This window comes from Flavobacterium sp. B167r (assembly GCF_056824315.1).
Map to the genome: position 1 here is coordinate 4994223 of NZ_CP124859.1, position 19976 is coordinate 5014198.

The 19976-nt window shown below is 32.7% G+C and carries 13 protein-coding genes and 2 tRNA genes; 8 read left to right on the top strand and 7 right to left on the bottom strand.

Annotated elements, in window-relative coordinates:
* Nucleotides 1-46: 46 nt before the first annotated feature.
* Nucleotides 47-331, bottom strand: coding sequence for a hypothetical protein (locus QLQ96_RS21780; protein ID WP_482493221.1), 285 nt, complete (start codon nt 329-331; stop codon nt 47-49).
* Between the two features lie 245 nt (nt 332-576).
* Here QLQ96_RS21780 and QLQ96_RS21785 point away from each other — a divergent pair, with 245 nt between their 5' ends.
* The 5 genes from QLQ96_RS21785 (at nt 577) to QLQ96_RS21805 (ending at nt 7537) form a co-directional block, all read left to right on the top strand.
* Nucleotides 577-2988, top strand: a complete 2412-nt coding sequence (locus QLQ96_RS21785) for a TonB-dependent receptor (protein ID WP_482493222.1) — start codon at nt 577-579, stop codon at nt 2986-2988.
* A gap of 145 nt (nt 2989-3133) precedes the next feature.
* Complete coding sequence (locus QLQ96_RS21790) at nt 3134-3562, top strand: hypothetical protein (RefSeq protein ID WP_482493223.1); 429 nt, start codon at nt 3134-3136, stop codon at nt 3560-3562.
* Nucleotides 3563-3739: 177 nt separating this feature from the next.
* Nucleotides 3740-5518 (top strand): AMP-dependent synthetase/ligase, encoded by a 1779-nt coding sequence (locus QLQ96_RS21795; protein WP_482493224.1) that lies wholly within the window; start codon nt 3740-3742, stop codon nt 5516-5518.
* A gap of 124 nt (nt 5519-5642) precedes the next feature.
* Entirely contained in the window at nt 5643-6503 is an 861-nt protein-coding gene (locus QLQ96_RS21800) for a hypothetical protein (protein ID WP_482493225.1), read from the top strand.
* Nucleotides 6504-6622: 119 nt separating this feature from the next.
* A complete protein-coding gene (locus tag QLQ96_RS21805) occupies nt 6623-7537 on the top strand; it encodes a phytanoyl-CoA dioxygenase family protein (protein ID WP_482493226.1) in 915 nt (304 codons plus the stop codon).
* 227 nt (nt 7538-7764) lie between these two features.
* On the opposite strand, the gene QLQ96_RS21810 is transcribed toward QLQ96_RS21805, so the two are convergent.
* The 5 genes from QLQ96_RS21810 to QLQ96_RS21830 all read right to left on the bottom strand — a co-directional run bounded on the left by QLQ96_RS21810 (nt 7765) and on the right by QLQ96_RS21830 (nt 10621).
* Nucleotides 7765-8271: a hypothetical protein gene (locus QLQ96_RS21810; protein WP_482493227.1), complete on the bottom strand. Its 507-nt coding sequence runs from the start codon at nt 8269-8271 to the stop codon at nt 7765-7767.
* 108 nt (nt 8272-8379) lie between these two features.
* Nucleotides 8380-8541: a hypothetical protein gene (locus QLQ96_RS21815; RefSeq protein WP_482493228.1), complete on the bottom strand. Its 162-nt coding sequence runs from the start codon at nt 8539-8541 to the stop codon at nt 8380-8382.
* Between the two features lie 57 nt (nt 8542-8598).
* On the bottom strand, nt 8599-9693 hold the full coding sequence (locus QLQ96_RS21820) for a slipin family protein (RefSeq protein ID WP_482493229.1): 1095 nt from the start codon (nt 9691-9693) through the stop codon (nt 8599-8601).
* A 778-nt stretch (nt 9694-10471) separates the two neighbouring features.
* Nucleotides 10472-10544 (bottom strand) — tRNA-Leu (locus QLQ96_RS21825).
* A 5-nt stretch (nt 10545-10549) separates the two neighbouring features.
* Nucleotides 10550-10621: transfer RNA gene (locus tag QLQ96_RS21830), tRNA-Pro, on the bottom strand.
* A gap of 1298 nt (nt 10622-11919) precedes the next feature.
* Between QLQ96_RS21830 and QLQ96_RS21835 the strand changes: the two genes are divergently transcribed.
* From QLQ96_RS21835 to QLQ96_RS21845, 3 genes are read left to right on the top strand one after another with little or no spacing between them, the layout of a single operon-like run.
* A complete protein-coding gene (locus QLQ96_RS21835; RefSeq protein WP_482493230.1) occupies nt 11920-13434 on the top strand; it encodes a reverse transcriptase family protein in 1515 nt (504 codons plus the stop codon).
* An 18-nt stretch (nt 13435-13452) separates the two neighbouring features.
* Nucleotides 13453-16740, top strand: coding sequence for a WGR domain-containing protein (locus QLQ96_RS21840; RefSeq protein ID WP_482493231.1), 3288 nt, complete (start codon nt 13453-13455; stop codon nt 16738-16740).
* Between the two features lie 3 nt (nt 16741-16743).
* Nucleotides 16744-18390: an SWIM zinc finger family protein gene (locus QLQ96_RS21845; protein WP_482493232.1), complete on the top strand. Its 1647-nt coding sequence runs from the start codon at nt 16744-16746 to the stop codon at nt 18388-18390.
* Nucleotides 18391-18475: 85 nt separating this feature from the next.
* On the opposite strand, the gene QLQ96_RS21850 is transcribed toward QLQ96_RS21845, so the two are convergent.
* A complete protein-coding gene (locus QLQ96_RS21850; protein ID WP_482493233.1) occupies nt 18476-19915 on the bottom strand; it encodes a hypothetical protein in 1440 nt (479 codons plus the stop codon).
* Nucleotides 19916-19976 lie beyond the last annotated feature (61 nt).

Below are 19976 nucleotides of genomic sequence, written 5' to 3' on the forward strand. Positions count from 1 at the left end.
CATTATATAAAAAAATGCCCCGACGCTATCCTTGTCGGGGCATTTTTTAATTTCTAAAGGTTGAAACAATTCCAGTCACAACATTTGAAGCACCAAAAGCAAATAGTCCAGAAGCAACTGCATTTTGACCTGCAAAAAATTGATTTTCCAAAATAGCATTACTAAAGATTAATCCGCCGGCAGCTCCTGCTACAAGACCAATTCCGATTAATGCAATTGTCCACCATGGTTCTGGATCTGGCGGTGGCGGCGGGTTTTTCCAAAAACGTCTCCACCATCCTGGGTACTTTGTTCCGCACCATCCCATCGCTAAAAATAAAGCAGTTTCCATAATTTCAATGATTTAATTTGTGCCTACTCTTGTGCTTTTCGGCTTTCGCATCATAGAGGTAAAATTATTAGTCTTCTTGATCAAACCTCTTCTGGTTTTACCTGTTTTTTAAAGGGGAAAAACACCTATTTTTTCTTCGTTTTTAATTCCCTTTCTTAAGCCAATTAATTTACCCTAAGTTTAATTTAATAGTATCTTAAGGCGCTTTATTATTCATTTTTTAATTGGATAAATAACTTTGTTTCATGGAAAAATGGAACCAAAATTTAATCGCCTCAATTATCTTATTCGCTTTAAGCCAACACTCTTTTAGTCAAAAAACAAATTCTATAAACGGAACTGTATCAGATGGAAAAAATCCAATCGAGTTTGCAGATGTGATTTTAAAACCTGTCACCGATACAACCAAAACAGTCGCTTATGCTACTACAGATTCTTCTGGAAAATTCATTCTCGAAAATATAAAACCCGCAGAATACATTTTAAAATTTCGCCTGATTGGTTTTAAAACTTACAACCAGAAAGTAAAATATACTGGCTCTCCTATTTCGCTTAATAATATTGTATTGCAAGAAGATGCGAATCTTTTAAATACTGTAGTCGTAAAATCTGAGAAAAAACAGATTCAAAAAACTGCTGAAGGTTTTGTTTTTAATGCGGTTTCAAATATTTCACAATCTGGCGGAACAGCAATTGATATGTTAAAAAATATTCCAACAGTTTCAGTCGATGCCGATGATGTTATTTCGTTAAGAGGAAAAACGCCTTTAATTTTAATTAATGGAAAAAATTCTGCTATTACCAATATGAATCAGATTCTGGCAAGCAGCATTGAAAGTATCGAAATCATTACAAGTCCGACCGCAAAATACGATGCCAATGCAGAAAGCGGCATAATTAATATTAAACTTAAAAAGAACAATTTAAACGGAATAAATGGCGCTGCGGTTTTAGGTGCGGGTTTTGGGGCAAAAGGAAGATTAAGCAGTTCTTCTCTTTTAAATTATAAAAATGACAAATGGAACGTTGGTCTTGCTTATGACAATCGTTTTGCTGGAAGAACAAAAAGCATAAAAGGCGAAAGAACGAATTATTATATTGATGATGAGCATTATATTAATCAAAAGAGAAATGATGAACGAACAGAAGGTTTACAAAATTTGAAATTTAATTTAGATTTTACTCCGAATGAAAAAAACAGCTTTTCATTTGAAGCGCTTGGAAATATGGAAAGTCAGGACAATCATGAAACTTTGCACACTCTTGTCAACACTAGCAGTAATGCTTTTTTTTCCAAAAATAAAAGACATTCCCTAGAGCTTGAGCGCTCAAAAGTAGCTGAATTTGCTTTCAATTACGACAGAAAATTTGATGACAGCCAAAAATCTCTAAATACAAGTATTAGCTCTTCATTTAATCATGATCGAGAAAATACAGATATTGATACCTACAATTATGACGAATACAATCAGCAAATTGGCGATGTTTTGTTGCAACGCACGCATAATTATGAACACGAAAACATAACAAACGCAATTTTAAACTATGCTGTACCAGTTTCTACAAAAACTGTGCTCGAAACAGGTTATAAGGGAACTTTCAGATTCTTTAATTCTGATTTTCAAAGTGCCGATTTTGTCAATGGTGAGTATATAATTAATCCGCTTTCTAGTAATATTTTCCATTTTAACGAACAGATAAGTGCATTTTACGGTCTTTTAAATTCTTATTCCGGTACAAAAGACAATCAAAAATGGAAATACAACTTAGGGCTTCGCGCTGAACAAGTTTCAAATAATGGAAAAACAGAAACTGGAACGGATAATTTCTCGAACAGTTATCTAAAACTTTTCCCATCAGCATCAATTCAATTAAATCTGAAATCGGATGAGTTTCTAAAATTGGGGTACAGCAAACGTATCAATCGCCCAGATTTAGATGATTTGAATCCTTTTATTGACATTACAGATGCACTTAATCCGCATGGAGGAAACCCTTACTTAAAACCTGAAATTATTCATATTGCAGAGTTAAACTATAATAAAGAGTGGGATGAATATTCATTATCTGGAAATGCTTTTTATAGAAATGCTAATAATACCATCAGACAATATGGAACGCTTCAAGACAATGGAGTTGTTTTATTACAGCCTCAAAATATTGGAAACATGGTTACCTACGGACTTGAAACTATTTTTAGCTTAAAACCTTTTTCGTTTTATGATGCCAATATTAGCTTGACGGCTTTTCAGCAAAATATTAGCACAGGCAATTTAGCAGAAACGGAAGATGTTGTTAAAAGTGCTTTCAGCTGGTACGGAAAAGTCATCAATAATTTTGTTTTGTGGAAAGGCGGAAAACTTCAAATTATAGGAAATTACAATTCTGCTGTGGCAACTCCGCAAGGAAAAAGAATTCCGATTTATAATGTCGACATGGGATTTCAGCAAAAATTAGGAAAAGGAAATGCCCGATTAGGATTGGTTGTAACCGATATATTTAACACGTTGGAAAGCGGTTATAAAAACAATACTTTATTGTTTAAAAACAGCAGAACTTCAAAATCTGATACACGAGCTTTGATGGTTACATTTGCTTATACGTTTAGATCTGATTTTAAAGAAAAATTATTAGAAAATCAGTTTTCTACGGAATAAAAACTTAATTGAAATCATAAAAAAAAGAAAAATTTCATTCTTGTATTTTTAAGGTATAATTCTAATGAAAATTTGGATTATATTAGCCAAAAGAAATCAGCCCGACAGATTTTTTAAAGCCCAAAAACACTTAATCCTACATAGAATGAAATTTTTACCTGTATTCCTTGCTGCTTTATTTTTTATTAATGTAAACTCATATTCTCAAGAAGTAAACCAAATTACCCATAATTCTAAAGAACGTTATATTACCACAACCATTGGTTTTCCTGTTCAAGGAACTTATGCGCCAATTGGAATGAAAGAACCAATTACGGTTTTAAATCCAGATGGTACAGGTTTTATTCAGGCTGATGATTTAAGTAAGAAAAAAATCAATTGGGGAATCGAATGTTCTGAAGAAGGTGTTGCTATTTTTAAAGAAGGTTTTAACAGCAAATCATATACATTTTGGTACAGACCAACTGACGAAAATGAATGGTATTATTCTCAATTCTCAATTCATCTTACGAAGAAAAAAATGTTTTTAATGGGAGAAAGAGTTAAAGTTTATGAAGATTACAACGTACAATAGCATTCAAAAAGCATCTTCAAATTAAATTTTTCTTGATTTTTTAGAAATTTCATAGTGAAAAAGAAAACGTTTTCGTTGATTTTTAATTATCTCTACAAATTTTCTCATTAAATTTTATAAAACTGAAAATCATACCCAAATTTTATTTAATTTGCAATAAAATTCAATATATTAAACATGGTTTCAATCACACGCCTTTTTGATTTTCCCTATTATCAACAAGAAACTTACAACCTTCCAGTTGCTCTTGCAACCAAAAAAAATGGAGTCTGGGAAAAAACATCTAGCCAGGAATATATTGCAAAAGCAAATGCTATTTCGAGAGCATTATTGCGTATAGGCGTTCAGAAAGATGATAAAATTGCTTTAATTACTTCAAATAATAGAACAGAGTGGAATATTATGGATATTGGTATTTTGCAGACTGGTGCTCAAAATGTCCCGATATATCCAACCATTGCTGAAGAAGATTACGAATATATTTTAAACCATAGCGGCAGCATTTACTGTTTTGTTTCTGATGAAGAAGTATTACAGAAAGTAAATGCTATTAAAGCGAATGTGCCAACTTTAAAAGAAGTTTATTCTTTTAATGAAATTGCAGGATGCAAACACTGGACAGATCTTCTTGCTCTTGGTGAAGACGAAAGCAATCAAAGCGAAGTTGAAGCTAGAAAAGACAGCATCAAAGCCGAAGATTTGGCAACTATCATTTATACTTCTGGAACAACTGGAAGACCTAAAGGAGTTATGCTTTCGCACAAAAACATTGTATCGAATGTTTTAGATAGCGCGCCAAGAATTCCTTTTGATCCAGGAAAAAGCACTGCATTAAGCTTTTTGCCTATTTGCCATATTTTTGAAAGAATGATTTTGTACATCTATCAATATTATGGGGTATCGGTTTATTTTGGAGAATCGATTGAAAAAATTAGCGATAACTTAAAAGAAGTGCGCCCAACTGTAATTACCGCTGTACCAAGACTTTTAGAAAAAGTTTACGATAAAATTTATGCTAAAGGTGCAGAACTAACAGGAATTAAGAAAAAACTATTTTTCTGGGCTATTGATTTAGGTTTAAGATACGAACCCTACGGAGCAAATGGCGCTTGGTATGAATTCCAACTAAAAATTGCCCGCAAACTGATTTTCAGCAAATGGAAAGAAGGTTTGGGAGGAAATTTAGATTTAATGGTTTCTGGAAGTGCCGCTTTACAGCCACGTTTGACTAGAGTTTTTGCTGCTGCAGAAATTCCAGTTATGGAAGGTTACGGTTTATCTGAAACTTCTCCGGTAATTGCGGTTAACGACCAAAGAAATAAAGGTTTCAAAATTGGAACGGTTGGAAAACCAATCCAAAATCTTGAAGTTAAAATTGCTCAGGATGGTGAAATTTTATTGAAAGGACCAAACGTAATGTTGGGTTATTTCAAAGATCCTGAAAAAACTGCTGAAGCAATTATAGACGGCTATTTCCACACAGGTGATATCGGAGAAATTGACAGCGAAGGTTTCTTGAAAATTACAGATCGTAAAAAAGAAATGTTTAAAACTTCTGGAGGTAAATATATCGCTCCGCAAATGATTGAAAATGCCATGAAACAATCTCGTTTTATTGAGCAGATTATGGTTGTTGGCGAAGGCGAAAAAATGCCTTCTGCGTTTATTCAGCCAAACTTTGAATTTGTAAAAGAATGGGCTAAAATCCATAAAATAGCTTTAGGAAATTCATCAGCTGAAATTGCTGCAAATCCTGAAGTAGTAAAACGCATTGATAGTGAAGTGGAAGAAATCAACAAAAAATTTGGCCATTGGGAACAAATTAAACGTTTTGAGCTTACTCCTGATGTTTGGTCAATTGATGGCGGACAGCTTACTCCAACTTTAAAATTGAAACGAAAAATTATTAAAGAGATCTACAAAGATCTTTATGCTAAAATCTACGGAAACAATTAATAAATCAAATAATATAACCAACCGAAAAGGCTGTCTCATTGAGATAGCCTTTTCTAGTTTTGAGTAATATTTTTCTTTTCTAAATGTTTTTTTTAATTACTTTTAGCCTACTAAAATTAGAATAATGAAAGAATTTATCGATAGCATAAATTGGCTAGAAGTTTGGGATTTTTCAAAACAATATGTTCTGCCAAACATAGGTTGGTTTATATTTTGGATTATTTTATTTATTGTTCTGGGAATTATTTTAGGCATTATTTTCAATGTTTTTTTATATCGAAGAAAATTCTTTTACCGCGATAGAAAATATTACAACTGGATTGCCAAACTCTGGATTCCGTATTTCGTAATTGTCATTTTATATTTTATGACCATGATTGGCTTATTCTACGCAACACATTCTATTTTACGAAGCGAAAATAAAAAAATTGCCGCTCAGATTTACACTAACACTTTCGGAACTACATTTTCATCTGAAAAGGAGAAAAAAGAATTTCTGCATGCTTTGCAAATCTTCTCAAATTCTTCAGAAGATGCCAGTAAATCGCTTTCCAAAGCATTCGGTGCTTATATCCAACAAAACAATAGCGGTGTAAGTACTCTTGATAATTTCAAAAATTCTTCGACTTCTTATTTGCTTCAAAAATACGAATCGGATGTCTACAGCGCTTGTGTATACGGTTTCATGAAAGCTGTTGACAAAAATGCCGATATGAGAAATGTAAAAGATATTGATTACTCAGAATTCAAATCTACTTTAGCAAAGCTAGATGAGATTGAACCTCAGAAAATTGAACTCTCTTTACAATCAGAAATAGGTAGAAAAGTACAGTCGTTTCAGAATTTTATTTTTTACGGAATTCTGAAACATGAATTGCTTTTTTTCTTGTTTTTTCTTTTGATTCCGTTTGTTGAACTTCTCATTTATATCAAATTTGTAAAAACGCCAGCAACAGCTCAGAATACAGATGCTTCTAATATTTAACAGAAAGGCTTTCTCAATGAGAAAGCCTTTCTTATATCAAAAAACGGGTATTTTTACTTTAAACATCGAACTTTAAATGGTGTATTTTTAAGTTTTCTTTTAACTAAAAACTGAAAAATATGCCTTGGACCGTTCTCGAACCGCTATGGAAACGTTCTCTAAATCCTGAAAACGCAAATCCAGACCTTACCAACTGGAACAACGAAATTAAAACACTCTATCAATTGGGCATTGGAATGGAGGATACTTTGCGCTTTTTATACTCTGAAAAACCTGATTTTGAAACTTTCAAAACATGGATTACTAACAGAAAACAAAATACGGCACCAGAAATAGAGGATTTATCTGAAAACGTTTTGTCTGAACAAGATCTTGATTTTTGGAATCTAAACGGTTATGTTGTGGTTAAAAATGCCATTTCTAAAGAAGAATGCGAAGCCACGCAAAATGCTATTTGGGATTATCTAAAAATGGATCCGAATAAAAAAGAAAGCTGGTACAAAAGACACGAAGAACAAAAAGGACTAATGCTTAATTTTTCAGATCATGAAACGCTAAACCGCAACCGTTTTTCGCCAAGAATAAAAAAGGCTTATGAACAGCTTTATAAAACTACCAAAATCTACAAAACGATTGATAAAGTTAGTTTTAACCCTCCCGAAACAAGTAATTTTTCTTTTTTAGGAAATTCACTTCATTGGGATATGAGTCTAAAAAAACCTCTTACTTATGGCCTTCAAGGATTGCTTTATTTAACTGAATGCGGAGAAAATGATGGAGCTTTTCATTGTGTTCCAGGGTTTCATAACCAAATTAATGAATGGTTGGACAAGGTTGATCCTCATGAAAATCCAAGAGAAAAAGCATTACAAACCTTGCAACCGAAACCAATTATTGGCGATGCTGGCGATTTTATAATATGGCATAATGCGCTTCCGCACTGTGCAACAGCCAATAAAGGAGAAAACCCAAGAATGGTTCAATATCTTACCTATCTCCCAGATGATTACAATGCCACAGGCGAATGGATTTAAATTTTTGAGTAATTGTAAAACGCGAAAAACTGTAAATGCAACGATTTACAGTTTTCTACAGTTATCAGCTATCCTTTGATAACTGCGATTAACAAATTAAATTCTAATTTTTACCCCATAGGAGCGCTAAGATTTGTTTCACGCAGATTGAGCAGATTTGAGCAAACATTTTTATCCTTAATCTGTAGCAAAAAAACTTTGCGTCTTAGCGCCTTTGTGGCAAATGCTTAGAAAAACATGCTTTTGAAATCTAGAAAGAAACTTCTTTTCTTAGACTTTTTTTCAGGCTTTTCTTTTTTTGCAACGGTCTTCTTTTTTTCAAAAACAGCTTTAACTTTTTCAAGCTTTTTAGCTGGTTTTATTTCTTCAGTTTTAGACATTTCGTAAAACTTTTTGAACGGACGTGGCTCAAAATCAACCAAAATAGCTGCCATATTTATAGCATCGATGTTTGATGGATCTGTTTCTCCTTTGAAGAACGTTTCGATAGGTCGGAATTTGTCTTTCTTTTCCTTGAACTTGTTCTTTTTGGTGTGATCGAAATCTAACCCCAAAAGATTCTTGAAAACATTCAAATCATCCTGAGTTGGGTTATTTTCGAAAATAAGCCAGCACAAATCACGAAGTTTACCACGAGAAGGCTTGTACAAATAATCAAAGTATTTACCGCCTTTTTCTATCTCGTATTTATTTCTAATTGCTTTTTTATATATTTCTAGTGTATTGTTTTGCATGGTGTTTTTTTTTTTTGCAATTCTTGGAATCTCAGGAAATCGAAGGTTTTTCTGGGAAATCCAATATCACAAAAGTTCAAAAGCCCTTGCTCTATCAGAGAGATATCTCTAAACGATATATCTCATATCCCAAAATTTCACCTTTTCATTCCATAGGTTAGTGCGTTCTAAATTTGCTTCTCTAATCGAGGCAAATGAAGATTCACTTAACTCCACTGTATCTGTTTGACCGGTATTAAGACCAGACGAAAATCCTATTTCTTGATTCATCCTTAAATTTTTATTATTAAACTAAACTCTCAGCGTTTACGACTAATCGTTTTATTTTTACTTTACGAAGATTTCTTTTAATTGACCAATTACGTTTCCACTGCCAGAAATGGTAATTTCACCAATTTTTTCAGCGATTTTTTCAACGTATTCCATCTCTTTCAACTTCCACAGCATTTCGTTTTCTTCCATCAGCTTTGCTGTGTTAAGCAAACTTCTTGTTGCAGCAGTTTCTTCTCTTCTCATAATACTATTTGCTTGCGCTTTTTTCTCCGCAACCAAAACCTGATTCATGATTTCTTTCATATCTCCTGGAAGAATTACATCTCTTATTCCAGCATCAGAAATTTTCAAACCTAAACCTTCGATTTTAGTTTTTGCTTCTTCTAAAATAGCATCGGCAATTGCATCTTTCTTAGTTAACAATTCATCTAAAGTCAAGCCTCCAACAAAAGCTCTTAAAGCCAATTGCATTGCGACATACAATTGTTTTTCAAAATCTTTATTTTCGACCAAAGCTTTCATAATATCAACAACTTGGTATCTCACAAAAAAGTTGATTCTCAATCCTGCTTTATCTTTAGTTAACAACTCTTGGCCGGAAATCTCCAATTGTTGTTGTCTTGTATCGACAGTTTTCACTTCGATAGTAATGGCATTATTCCAGAAATAATATGATCCTGATTTCAACTCTTTCACAAAATTTCCATTCACAAACAACAATGCTTTATCGTTGCTTGCTACAATGAATTTTCTGCTAAAAATCTTCAATTGCAGATCTAAAAGATTTACTGGAATATCTTCCGTAATTTCAATTTTAGAAAGGTCTGCTCTAGTAAATTCATTTTTTACAATTCCTTTCCAGAACGCATATCTTCCCGCTGGCAGAACTCCTTTAAAGTTTCCGTTTATATATTGCAGAACAATTTCATTATCTGCAACTTCTACAACTTCTAACATTGATGCCAACACTTCATTTTGCAATAAAATATTCAATTCAAATGGAGCCTTAAATGATGCACTCATATCGTAAATCATTACGTTTTTGTTTCCAAAAACCCAGTGCATTCCTTCTTCTAATACTTTTAATAATTTTCTATTTTCGAAAAGCAATCCTACTTGGTATGCTTCTATTTTTATTCTCTTTATCATGGTTATATTTTTTTTTAGTTTTGTTTGTTTCATGTTTCAAGATTCATGTTGAATCATGTTTCTTCTATTATCTTTAATTTTCTTCTATTTTTTCTTTTTTAATAAAAAACCTCTTTGTCTTTCTCCTCCAAGAAAAACGGACGGATAGTTTGTTCTTTGTATGTCTGAATTGTTTCTGATTCTATTTTGTTGAGAGAATCCCCAAATTCTCATAACAATCAAATCAAAAAGAATACAAACTTTTCAAAACACATTGCTATTCGCGCTGGCTTTATCAGAGTGTAAAATTTCAGATCCTAAAATCTTGATTTCACTGACAAAGACAAATCGGTTTTTTTAATGGTCATCTTTTTAAGAGTGATGGTCTCTATGTTACAGGTTTTTGAGACCCGTCGACTTACCGGATTCGTCCAACCGAAGCATATTTGGTGCAGGATTCGAACCTGCATAACACATCCAATGCTCTATCCAAATTGAGCTACCACATTACTGTGAATGGGATTCGAACCCACAACCCTTAGATCCCTTGTGAGATAATTTTTTGGAAAACTACCGAAACCTCCAAACCAAGCTGCATAGAAAAACATAATACGCTTTCGCGAAAAGTCCGCTACATTGGTGCTATACTGAAACACCCAACAAGGCTTGTTTGATATTGTTAAATCAAAGTTTCCTTTGATGTCATTTCATTTTGTAAAAGAACGTACATTGATTCTTAATCAAATATTCAAACGGTACTGCGCAATCATTTTGCGCAGAGAGCAAAATTTTCATTTTGTACAGGAAGAGAGACTCGAACTCTCAGGAAACTGATTCTAAATCAGCCGTGTTTACCATTTCACCATTCCTGTATTTGTCTGGGAAGCAGGATTCGAACCTGCGACCTCCCGCATCCAAAGCGGGTAAACAACCACCGTTATCTTCCCAGTTTCTTTTTTAAGTTTCTAAGCATTTGAAAGCTTTGTCCCTTTGTTCCTTTGAGCCTAAGCAAAAAAAAAGCACCCGATTAAAGGTGCTTCATAACAAATACGATATAATTATCTTATTGCCTATAATGATGCACCGACATGTTTGTCCCTTCACGATCCGAACTCGCTAATAGCCCTTTTGCGTTAGGTATGTTAGTATTAAAATCCATTTTATATATTTTATTATTATTTATAATCATTGCTGTTTGAAACTTTTTGTTTCGATTTTGTTTGGCAAAGATATGATGGAAAAATTCATATTTCCAAATTATTTTAACATTATTTTATTGATAATCAAATAGTTAAACACAAAATAAAAGCAAAGAAATTCCTGTCCGCATACTAGTGCAGATTTCTGTTTTGTATCAAATGGCTGTCGCTCATCGGGTTACTCTCCAAGACTATATTTCGCTATTTTGATTAATCATTAAACATTTTTGTCAATTATTTTTTTGATTTTTTTTAGTTATGGTTTGATTTTCTATTATTTTCTTGTCATTCTATCCCATTTTCTTGTCACACTGAGCGAAGTCGAAGTGGCTTAAAACAAAAAAAGCGCCCTACTTTGAGGACGCTTTTCTATTTTATGATGAGTTTGACTCTAAATTCTACATTTCTTTTTCATAAAAATACATATTGCATCCTGATACTTTAGCTGGAAGTGATCCGGCTAAGTGGTCAAAATATTTTGCTATTGAAAGTGTCATATGTATTTCTTCTGTTTATTGTGAAACAAATGTAGTCTTTTATTTCTTAATTTAACATATAATTACAAAAATGTTTAATTTATAACAATAAAAAGACTTTTATAAAAACAAAAATCATGTGAAAAAATATTTTTTACAATTTCATAATAATGTTCAAAAACTGCTACATCCTCATAATGAAAAACTTACAAATAGTGCGGAAGAAAAGTTTAAAAAAGACGGTATTTTTTAATTTTTACAGTATTCAATTAAAACTTTTTTTTCTATGTTTGTTTTGAGTTTAAGAAATACCTTGCTTTTTCTTGCAAAAGAAAATGATGATGTTTCGTCATCGGTGTAAAATATTTGACATTCAGCACTACTTCTATCTTATGGATGAGAAAAGGTACTATACGTACAGTTTCGGTTCCACCTCCTCGAGATTAACTGTACGTATAGTACCCTTTCTCGGGAGTTGATAGACATAGTCCTTAGAGAATACGAAGGTTTTAAACTTTAAGCCCTATTGCTGCAATAGGGCTTTTTTTTTAATAAAAAAATCGATTATAATTATGTCTGAACAGCTTAGCAAACAACAAATTTATGATAGAATAAGAGCTACCTCAAAAGATAGCTACGTATTAGAAGAGATGCAGCGTTTAGGTTTTTGGGAGTCTAGTGACCAGCCTACTCTATCTGAAATCCTTATCAAGCAAGAAGCTACGATAGAAAAGGAATTGAATGAGCTTTTGGCGCAAGACAGAAAATTTAACAATAAAGAAGCGATGATTCTTGAAATGCGTAAAGCAAGAATGAAAGCTGCTAAAGAAAAAAGAGTCGAAACCAAATTAAAACAAGAACAGAAACGTCTTGATAAAGCTGAAAACTGGAAATTATTACAAGAAAAACAGATTCTTTATTTAGGCGAAACGGTATCAAAAGGGCTAAATTTTAAAGAGGCAAATACTGCAATTTTAGAAAAATACAATCTGCCTGTTTTTGAAGATGCATTGGCTTTGGCTAAAAGCATGAATATCGATTTAAAAGCTTTACAATATCTTGCTTACAACAGAAAGGTTTCTAAAATTAATCATTACCATACTTTTGAACTTGAAAAAAAATCAGGTGGCAAACGTAAAATTTCAGCTCCAAAGCCAAAACTAAAAGAAATTCAAACTTGGGTTTTAGAAAATATCCTTCATAAAATACCTTATACTGCAGAAGCAAATGGTTTTATAAAAGAACGTTCTATTGTAACCAATGCACAGCCGCATATTAACAAAGACATTGTTGTTAATATCGATTTAAAAGATTTTTTTCCAACTATAACTTATAAAAGAGTAAAAGGATTATTCTGTAAAATAGGTTATTCTGAGGAAGTTGCTACGATTTTAGGTTTAGTTTGCACGTATTCTGAAATTAACGAAACAACCTTAGACGGCGTTACCTATTACGTTCAGGCTGGCGAGCGCAAATTACCACAAGGTTCTCCTGCAAGTCCGGCAATTAGTAATTTAATTGTATATAAGCTGGACAAAAAAACAAACGGATTAGCTAAAAAACTGAACTTCAGCTATTCGCGTTATGCAGACGACATGAGTTTTTCTACCACTCAAGAAAACAGCCAAAATGTTTCGCGTTTATTATATTTTACAAAAAAAATAATTGAAGCGGAAGGTTTTATCGTTCATCCTGAAAAAATTCATGTGATGCGAAAAGGAATGCAGCAAAAAGTAACCGGAATTGTTGTAAACGAAAAACTTAATGTTGATCGAAATCAGTTACGAAAATTTCGCGCCCTTCTTCATAATATCGAAAAAAATGGCTGGAAAGACCAGAAATGGGGAAAAGCTATTCATGTAATTAATGCCATAGAAGGTTATATCAATTATATCAATATGGTAAATCCTGAAAAAGGAACTGCATTTAAACAAAACTTGAAAAACATTATAAAGCTTCACGGCTTACCGAACATAGAAAAAATAAGTATTCCAAAAGAAGAAACTCCTATAGTTATTCCTGTATTAGAGGAAAAAGAAGAAGTAACAATAGAGCAAAAGCCAGAAAACTGGTGGAATATTTTTTAATTAAGAGCCTTTTGATTTATGAAATTAATTAAACAGATTAAACTTTTCTATAAAGAAGGAAATTCAGATAAAGTATACGAAATAGACTTATGCGCTATTGATGACACCAATTTTGTGGTAAATTTTAGATACGGAAGAAGAGGCGCTGCATTAAAAGACGGCACAAAAACTCCCGAATATGTATCTGAAGAAAAAGCACAGGTTATTTTTGATAAGCTCGAAAATGAAAAAAAATCTAAAGGTTATGCTTCAGAAATAGAAACACTTATAGATCTTCCTTCATTAGAAAGTGTAGAACCAAATAGTATAAATGGAGTTATTCTTCAGCGTCTTCAAGATGCGGTTACGGGCAAAAACACTTTTAAAACCAATTGGAAAACGAGTCGTGTTATTTGGAAAGCTGGTTTGTTGAACATTCAAGAAGCTATTCCTTATATAATTAAATTGGCTTCAAAAGGAGATGATTTACAAACTTACGCTGCTATTTGGGCTTTAACAAAACTAAAAGCCGAGGCTGGTAAAGAGGTTTTTAAATCCAATGCTTTCCAAGGAAAACAAAAAGAATATATCCGAAATCTTTCCCATGAAGCACTTTTAGAAATCTTAAAAGAGTCTGAATTACAACAGCATATTGCTGTAATTCTAGAAACTATTCCGCAGGAAGCAAGATATTATATTGATAAAAAAGATTTTGATTCGCTAGTTAATTTCCTCAAAGAAGAATTAGAAAATAATGCGATTACCTATCTGACTGCTTTGTATTTAGTGGCAAAATTTGATGCAAAACTGCACGAAATTGTGGAGTTTTTATTAGAAGCTGTTCCTTTTAAACCGCCGTATTTTAAACATATCAGAGCTATTTATAAACTGGCGCATTTAAGAAATGATGCCGATGTGGTTGCTGTTCTTGCTTATCGTTTTGAAAACGAAAACGCAATGTTTAACAGTAATGCCTCTTTACGAAAACAACTTAAAAGAGAAGATACAAAAATTGCATTTTCAAACTTTACAAAATTTTATTTTCAGAAAAATAGCCTTAATTTCTTAAAAGGACTAAACAAGGAAAACGATGCAAAAAAGTATCTAAAATTTGCTGTTTCTATTTTATCAAAGTATAACGAATACGATTATAGAAAAGCAGACAAATCTCCTGTTAACACCTATGGACAATACAATTACCACGATAAAAGATATTATTATACAGTAGTAGATTACCCAGAGTGTTCTAATCTAGCCTTGTTGTCGACTATTTTATTTGGTAATGATAAAAAACGAATTTTAAATTCAAAATTGAGATTCATTTATGGTCAGGAAGTTTTCTCTACCAAAAATTATTACTACATAGAAAATGATCCGACCAGAATTGATCAGAATTCAAATCAGGAGAGAAAAACTAATGAAAATGCTGCCAGTGAAAATTCTAATTCTGTTTTAGATACTGCGAAAAAAGTATTTTCTACATTTTTTGGAAAAAAAGAGGAGGAAAAAAAGCCAGAAAATATTATTTTTAAGGAAGAAGAAAATAGTACTAAAAGCACAGTTTCAAACCGTTTAGAATTATTTCCAGAACATTGGGATGCTTTTCCAGAAGCTTATATTCAGTTAATTATGGAAACGCAGATGAATATTATTCATCAATTTGCTTATAATAATTTAAAAGTAAGAAACGATTTTAATACTTTAATCGGTCGTTTTGACGAGACTAATATTCTATATCTCTTAAATAGTGATTTTGCGATACCAAATAATTTAGGATTCGAAACCATACTTCTAAAAAATGATGCACTTGCCTCTCAAATTGGTTTTGTTGCTGAAGTATTAAACTCTAAAACGGAGTCGGCAAGAAATTGGGCAAAAAAACAGATTGAAGCTAACATTCCTTTGTTTTTTAATGACAACGATTATGTTGTAAAACTGATTTTTAATGAAATTCCAGATTTAAAAAACTGGATTGCCTCTGCTTTAGGAAATTTTACGTTTACTGAAGACAAAGCCAAAGTAATAACCGGAAAAGTTATTGTAGAATTGCTTACGCTTGAAGAATCTCCAGAAAATAACGACCTGGCTACAATTGCTATCGAAAGACTTAAAATAATTGCTACACCACAATTGGAACAATTAAGCTGGGATATTGTAGCAAGTTTAGTTTCTTCTGATTTAAAGACAAATAATCTTCTGGCAAGTACGATTTTAATTTTGAAATCTAAAAAAGTAGATTCGAAAGAAATTCCGTTTTCATTGATTACACTTTTTCTAGAAGATGAAAATCTTGAAATTAGAAAAAATGGAGTTCAATTATTCCAAAATTACCAGCCAGATTATTTACTGGCAAATAGTGAATTGTTGCTAAGTCTATTTCATAATCCGTTTCAAGATGTTCTTTCGGCTGCTTTGGAATGCATTAACAAATTAGGAAAATCTGATGCTGACTTTTTCAATATTGCGCTTCCAAGTGCGGTTTATGCAATGATTAGAAAAGAAAAATTTGAAGGCGCTCATTCGTTCTTTAAAAAATTCATTCTCGAAGAAACACCGAATCATTGGAACACGGCTTTAAAACCGCGTGATGTTATTAAATTAATTTACGCTAATTACAGAGAAAGCCAATTAACAGGTTACGAAATATTGAAAAAATATTCTCGCACTTCCGAATTTACCATACCGCAGATTATCGCCTTAGCCAATCACGAGATTTTGGCGATAAGACAATGGGCTTGGAATTATTTTATGGCCAATAAAGAAAGAATTCGTGCCGAAAGAAATAATGCTTTAGCCATTTTAGATACCACTTGGGATGACACAAGAGCTTTTGCTTTTAATTTTTTTAAAACCGAATTTGATGAAAGTGATTGGGATTTAGATTGTCTAATCAGTATTACAGATTCTGTGCTTCCGGCTGTAGAACAGTTTGGAAAAGAAATGATTACCCGATATTTTAATCCAAATGATGGCGTAACATATTTAACCAAATTGAGTCAGCACCCGAGCGTAAATATTCAGCTTTTTGTGACCAATTACCTCAACACTTATGCTGTTGATAATTTGCCTAAATTAAGAGAACTTGATTTTTATTTCCGTTCTGTCTTAACAAGAGTGCATAAAGCCCGAATTGCCAAACAACGTGTATTCCAATTTTTGCAAAGCGAAGGCAGAAAAAATGAAGAAGCAGCCATTTTTGTAACTGAAATTCTAGACGAAATTTCGGCAACGGTTGCCATTCAAGACAAAGCGAACTGCATTGAAATCCTTACCGATTTAAAAACGCTTTATCCAAATTTGAATACCCATTTAATCCTTAAAAACTAAGTTATGTTATTTGATTATAAATACAGTGGCAGCACGATTGTAAATAACACTTCCAATAGTACGGGCATGAGTTTTTCGCCAGATACATTGCGAGAACCGACTTTTTTTGTTGGAAAACTAAATCAGAAAATTGCTTTTAGAGAAGCTATTTCTGCATTGCACGATGTGGTGATTTCAGATTTACGTTTTTTTCCAAAGGATAAAGAACAATATAAATTATGGGCAGCCGAGCAGGAAAAAATCTGGCTGAGCGAATATATGGCCGATTTCCAAATCGAAAATGTACGTGCGCGTATTCAGGAATTAAAAGAACAATTGAGCGCCGTTCATAAAGAAAAAGCAACGGTTATGGGACCTTTCAACAAAGCCAAATCTGCTTATTTCGATTATTTATACAAAAATGACAGAGATGCTTGGTTTGTTCTAGATCCTGTAATCACGGTGCATCCAGATGAAGTATTCTTTGAATGTTTCAGTAAAGACGAATCATCTTACGGAAAGTTGAGCTGCAACTATAATATATTTACTGAAATCAGTGATTTTAAATGCGGTACAACCAATATTGATTATTCTGAAGGATTGTACAACGAATTTCAAAAAATAAGAAATTACAAAGAAACCGAGTTCAAAATCGATCCTTCTGGTTTTGAGGCTAAAACTACAAACGAAGAAGTCTATAAAGAAGTAAAAATCGATCTGCCCGATTCTTGGGTTCGAGGATTTTTGCAGGTAAGTTCGGCAATGACGCTTCCGGCTACAGTGCTCGATTTACATCCTATGGATATTTTTAGTTTGTGCCAATATTTACGCCGTTTTAAAGAAAAGAAAGGGCCAAGAGCATTACGATTTGTACTCGAACCAGACAAACCTATTAAAGCGGTTTTTGAACCTTCTTATGACGAATTAACTTTTCATCGTTCTCTTTTTCAAGGAAACGAAGCCAAAACAATTCGTATCTGGGGAAGACGCCGTTTATTGATATTGGAAAGATTAGTTCCAGTAGCCAGAAATTTTAAAGTCGTATTATTAGGATCTGGTTTGCCTTCATTTTTTATTGCCGATCTTGGCGATATGTCTTATACGCTCGGACTTTCTGGCTGGACAAAAAATGACTGGAGCACTGCCGGAAATTTTGATTTGATGGCACCAAGAACCAATGTCGATTTATTTACCCAGGAAAAAGTTTTTAATGCCTTAAAAGAAAATTGGTTCGATACGTCTGATAATTTGGCTAAAAAACTAAATCTCGATCCATCGACAGTTTCGGCATCTTTGACAGCATACACGCAAGCGGGACGTGTGATTTACGATTTAAATTTAGGTCTGTACCGCGTAAGAGAATTGACTCAAGAACCGCTAAATATGAAAACCTTACGTTTTGCAAGTCCGCAAGAAGAGGTTGCGAATGCATACATTACGCAAAACCGCGTAAAAATTGACGCCACTGTAAAAGGCGATCAATTACAGATAAAAGGAAGAGTTACTGATAAAGAGTACATTTATTCGACTTTGGCAGTTTTAGACAAAGACAACCGACTGATTGAGGGCAAATGTGAATGCTCTTTCTACAAATCGAATCAATTGCGAAAAGGTCCTTGCGAACATATTTTAGCTACAAGAATGGCAATAAATGAAAAATTGCCAGTATAGATTTTAAAATTTATTAATAAAAAAACTGCCCCAAATACTTGATTAAGTTTTTGGGGCAGTTTTTTAGATAACGTTATTTTCGCAATCAAAAATCCTCGTAAGTAAATTTAATTTGATAAAAGAGGTTTTTATTCTTTTCTATTATAAGTGTTTTTCTACCTTGCTCATCATAAGAATAAAGATGTGTTAGCTCAGAACCTTTTCCAACTACACTTTCTCCTTTGGCTGAAACAATATAACTATCTTTACTTGGTTCGGTTCCTTTTTGCATATAATTATCGTCTCTGCCGATCATTTCATTCTTTTTATTGTATTTAAAATTCTCAGTCCTAACCAAAATTGGCGACTTGTCACCGTCTAAAACTGTCCGTACTTTTTTTATTAGATTTTTATTTTCATAATAATATTCGGTATCATTTAATACTAAATTTCCACTCAGCCATTTCTTCTGTTTCAACTGATACAAATTGTTAAAATAAAAATCGTGTGAATATATATCATCTAATTCATAACTTACCGATGCACCTTGTCCTTTACTAGGCAACACCAATAAACGAAGTGCGAGAGAATCGGGTGTTTTAAGCAATATTGTTTCGTACGATTTTGAGTTAATAGTGGTACGTTCGTTAAGATGCTCAATTTTTTTAATCAACCCATCTGAGAAATAATTTATTTTGTAAGTATCAATATCAGTATTATCATTTAATCTTCTTTTGTAAGTTACAATTCGGTGATGCATATCATATTTAAAAGTATAATTCCTCCCCTTCCAACTGCCTTCCGTATATTCTACATAAACCTGTTTTATATTGCTCAACGTTTTATAATCAGGAAAAATCTCTTCTTCTACAAATAAGGTTTTAAGAATTTGATCATTAGCCGCATCTACAGCATCTTTTGGAAAAGCAATATGCTCTCCTTCACTTTCATTAATATCATTTATTTTATTTTTGAATTCTTTTTTAAATTCTTTGTTGCTTTTTCTGTCCGCTTTTCTCTCAAATCTACTGATCAGTTTTTGAAATTCTTCTGTAGTATTAACTTTGAAAAATTCTTTAAATTGAGGCAGACAAGAATCTTTTAGACCTCTTATAATAATTGGCGCATCTTTTCCATTGCTCAAAATAACACCACATTCTGGATTATAAACACTGTCTAACACAAATTCTCTTTCGCCGTTTTTAAAGCTTAAAGCACCGCTGGAAGTTGTCATCATAGGAAACGAAGTGCCAATTCCATCAAAACCGGAAAATTTATAAATCTCTTGCTGAAGTTTTCTAAATTTATTGAACGCCTGTGGATTTTTGTCTCGATAATTATTAATAAAAATTGCTGCAGGCGTATCGGTAATCTCAAGTCCGTTTTTCTTTTGTTTTTGTATTTGTTTTAAAGCAATCGGAGATAATATTTCTATATCCGGAAGTTTTTCAAAAGCAGTTTGTGCCTGCAAAGAACATATTGGAAATACAAGACAAAGAATAATGCCATAAAGAGCATTTTTAAAATCAATAAGAGAATTATACATAGATTTTTTTAGATAAAAACTAAAGCAGCCGTTTATCTAAATGCATTAAATAATCGGCTGC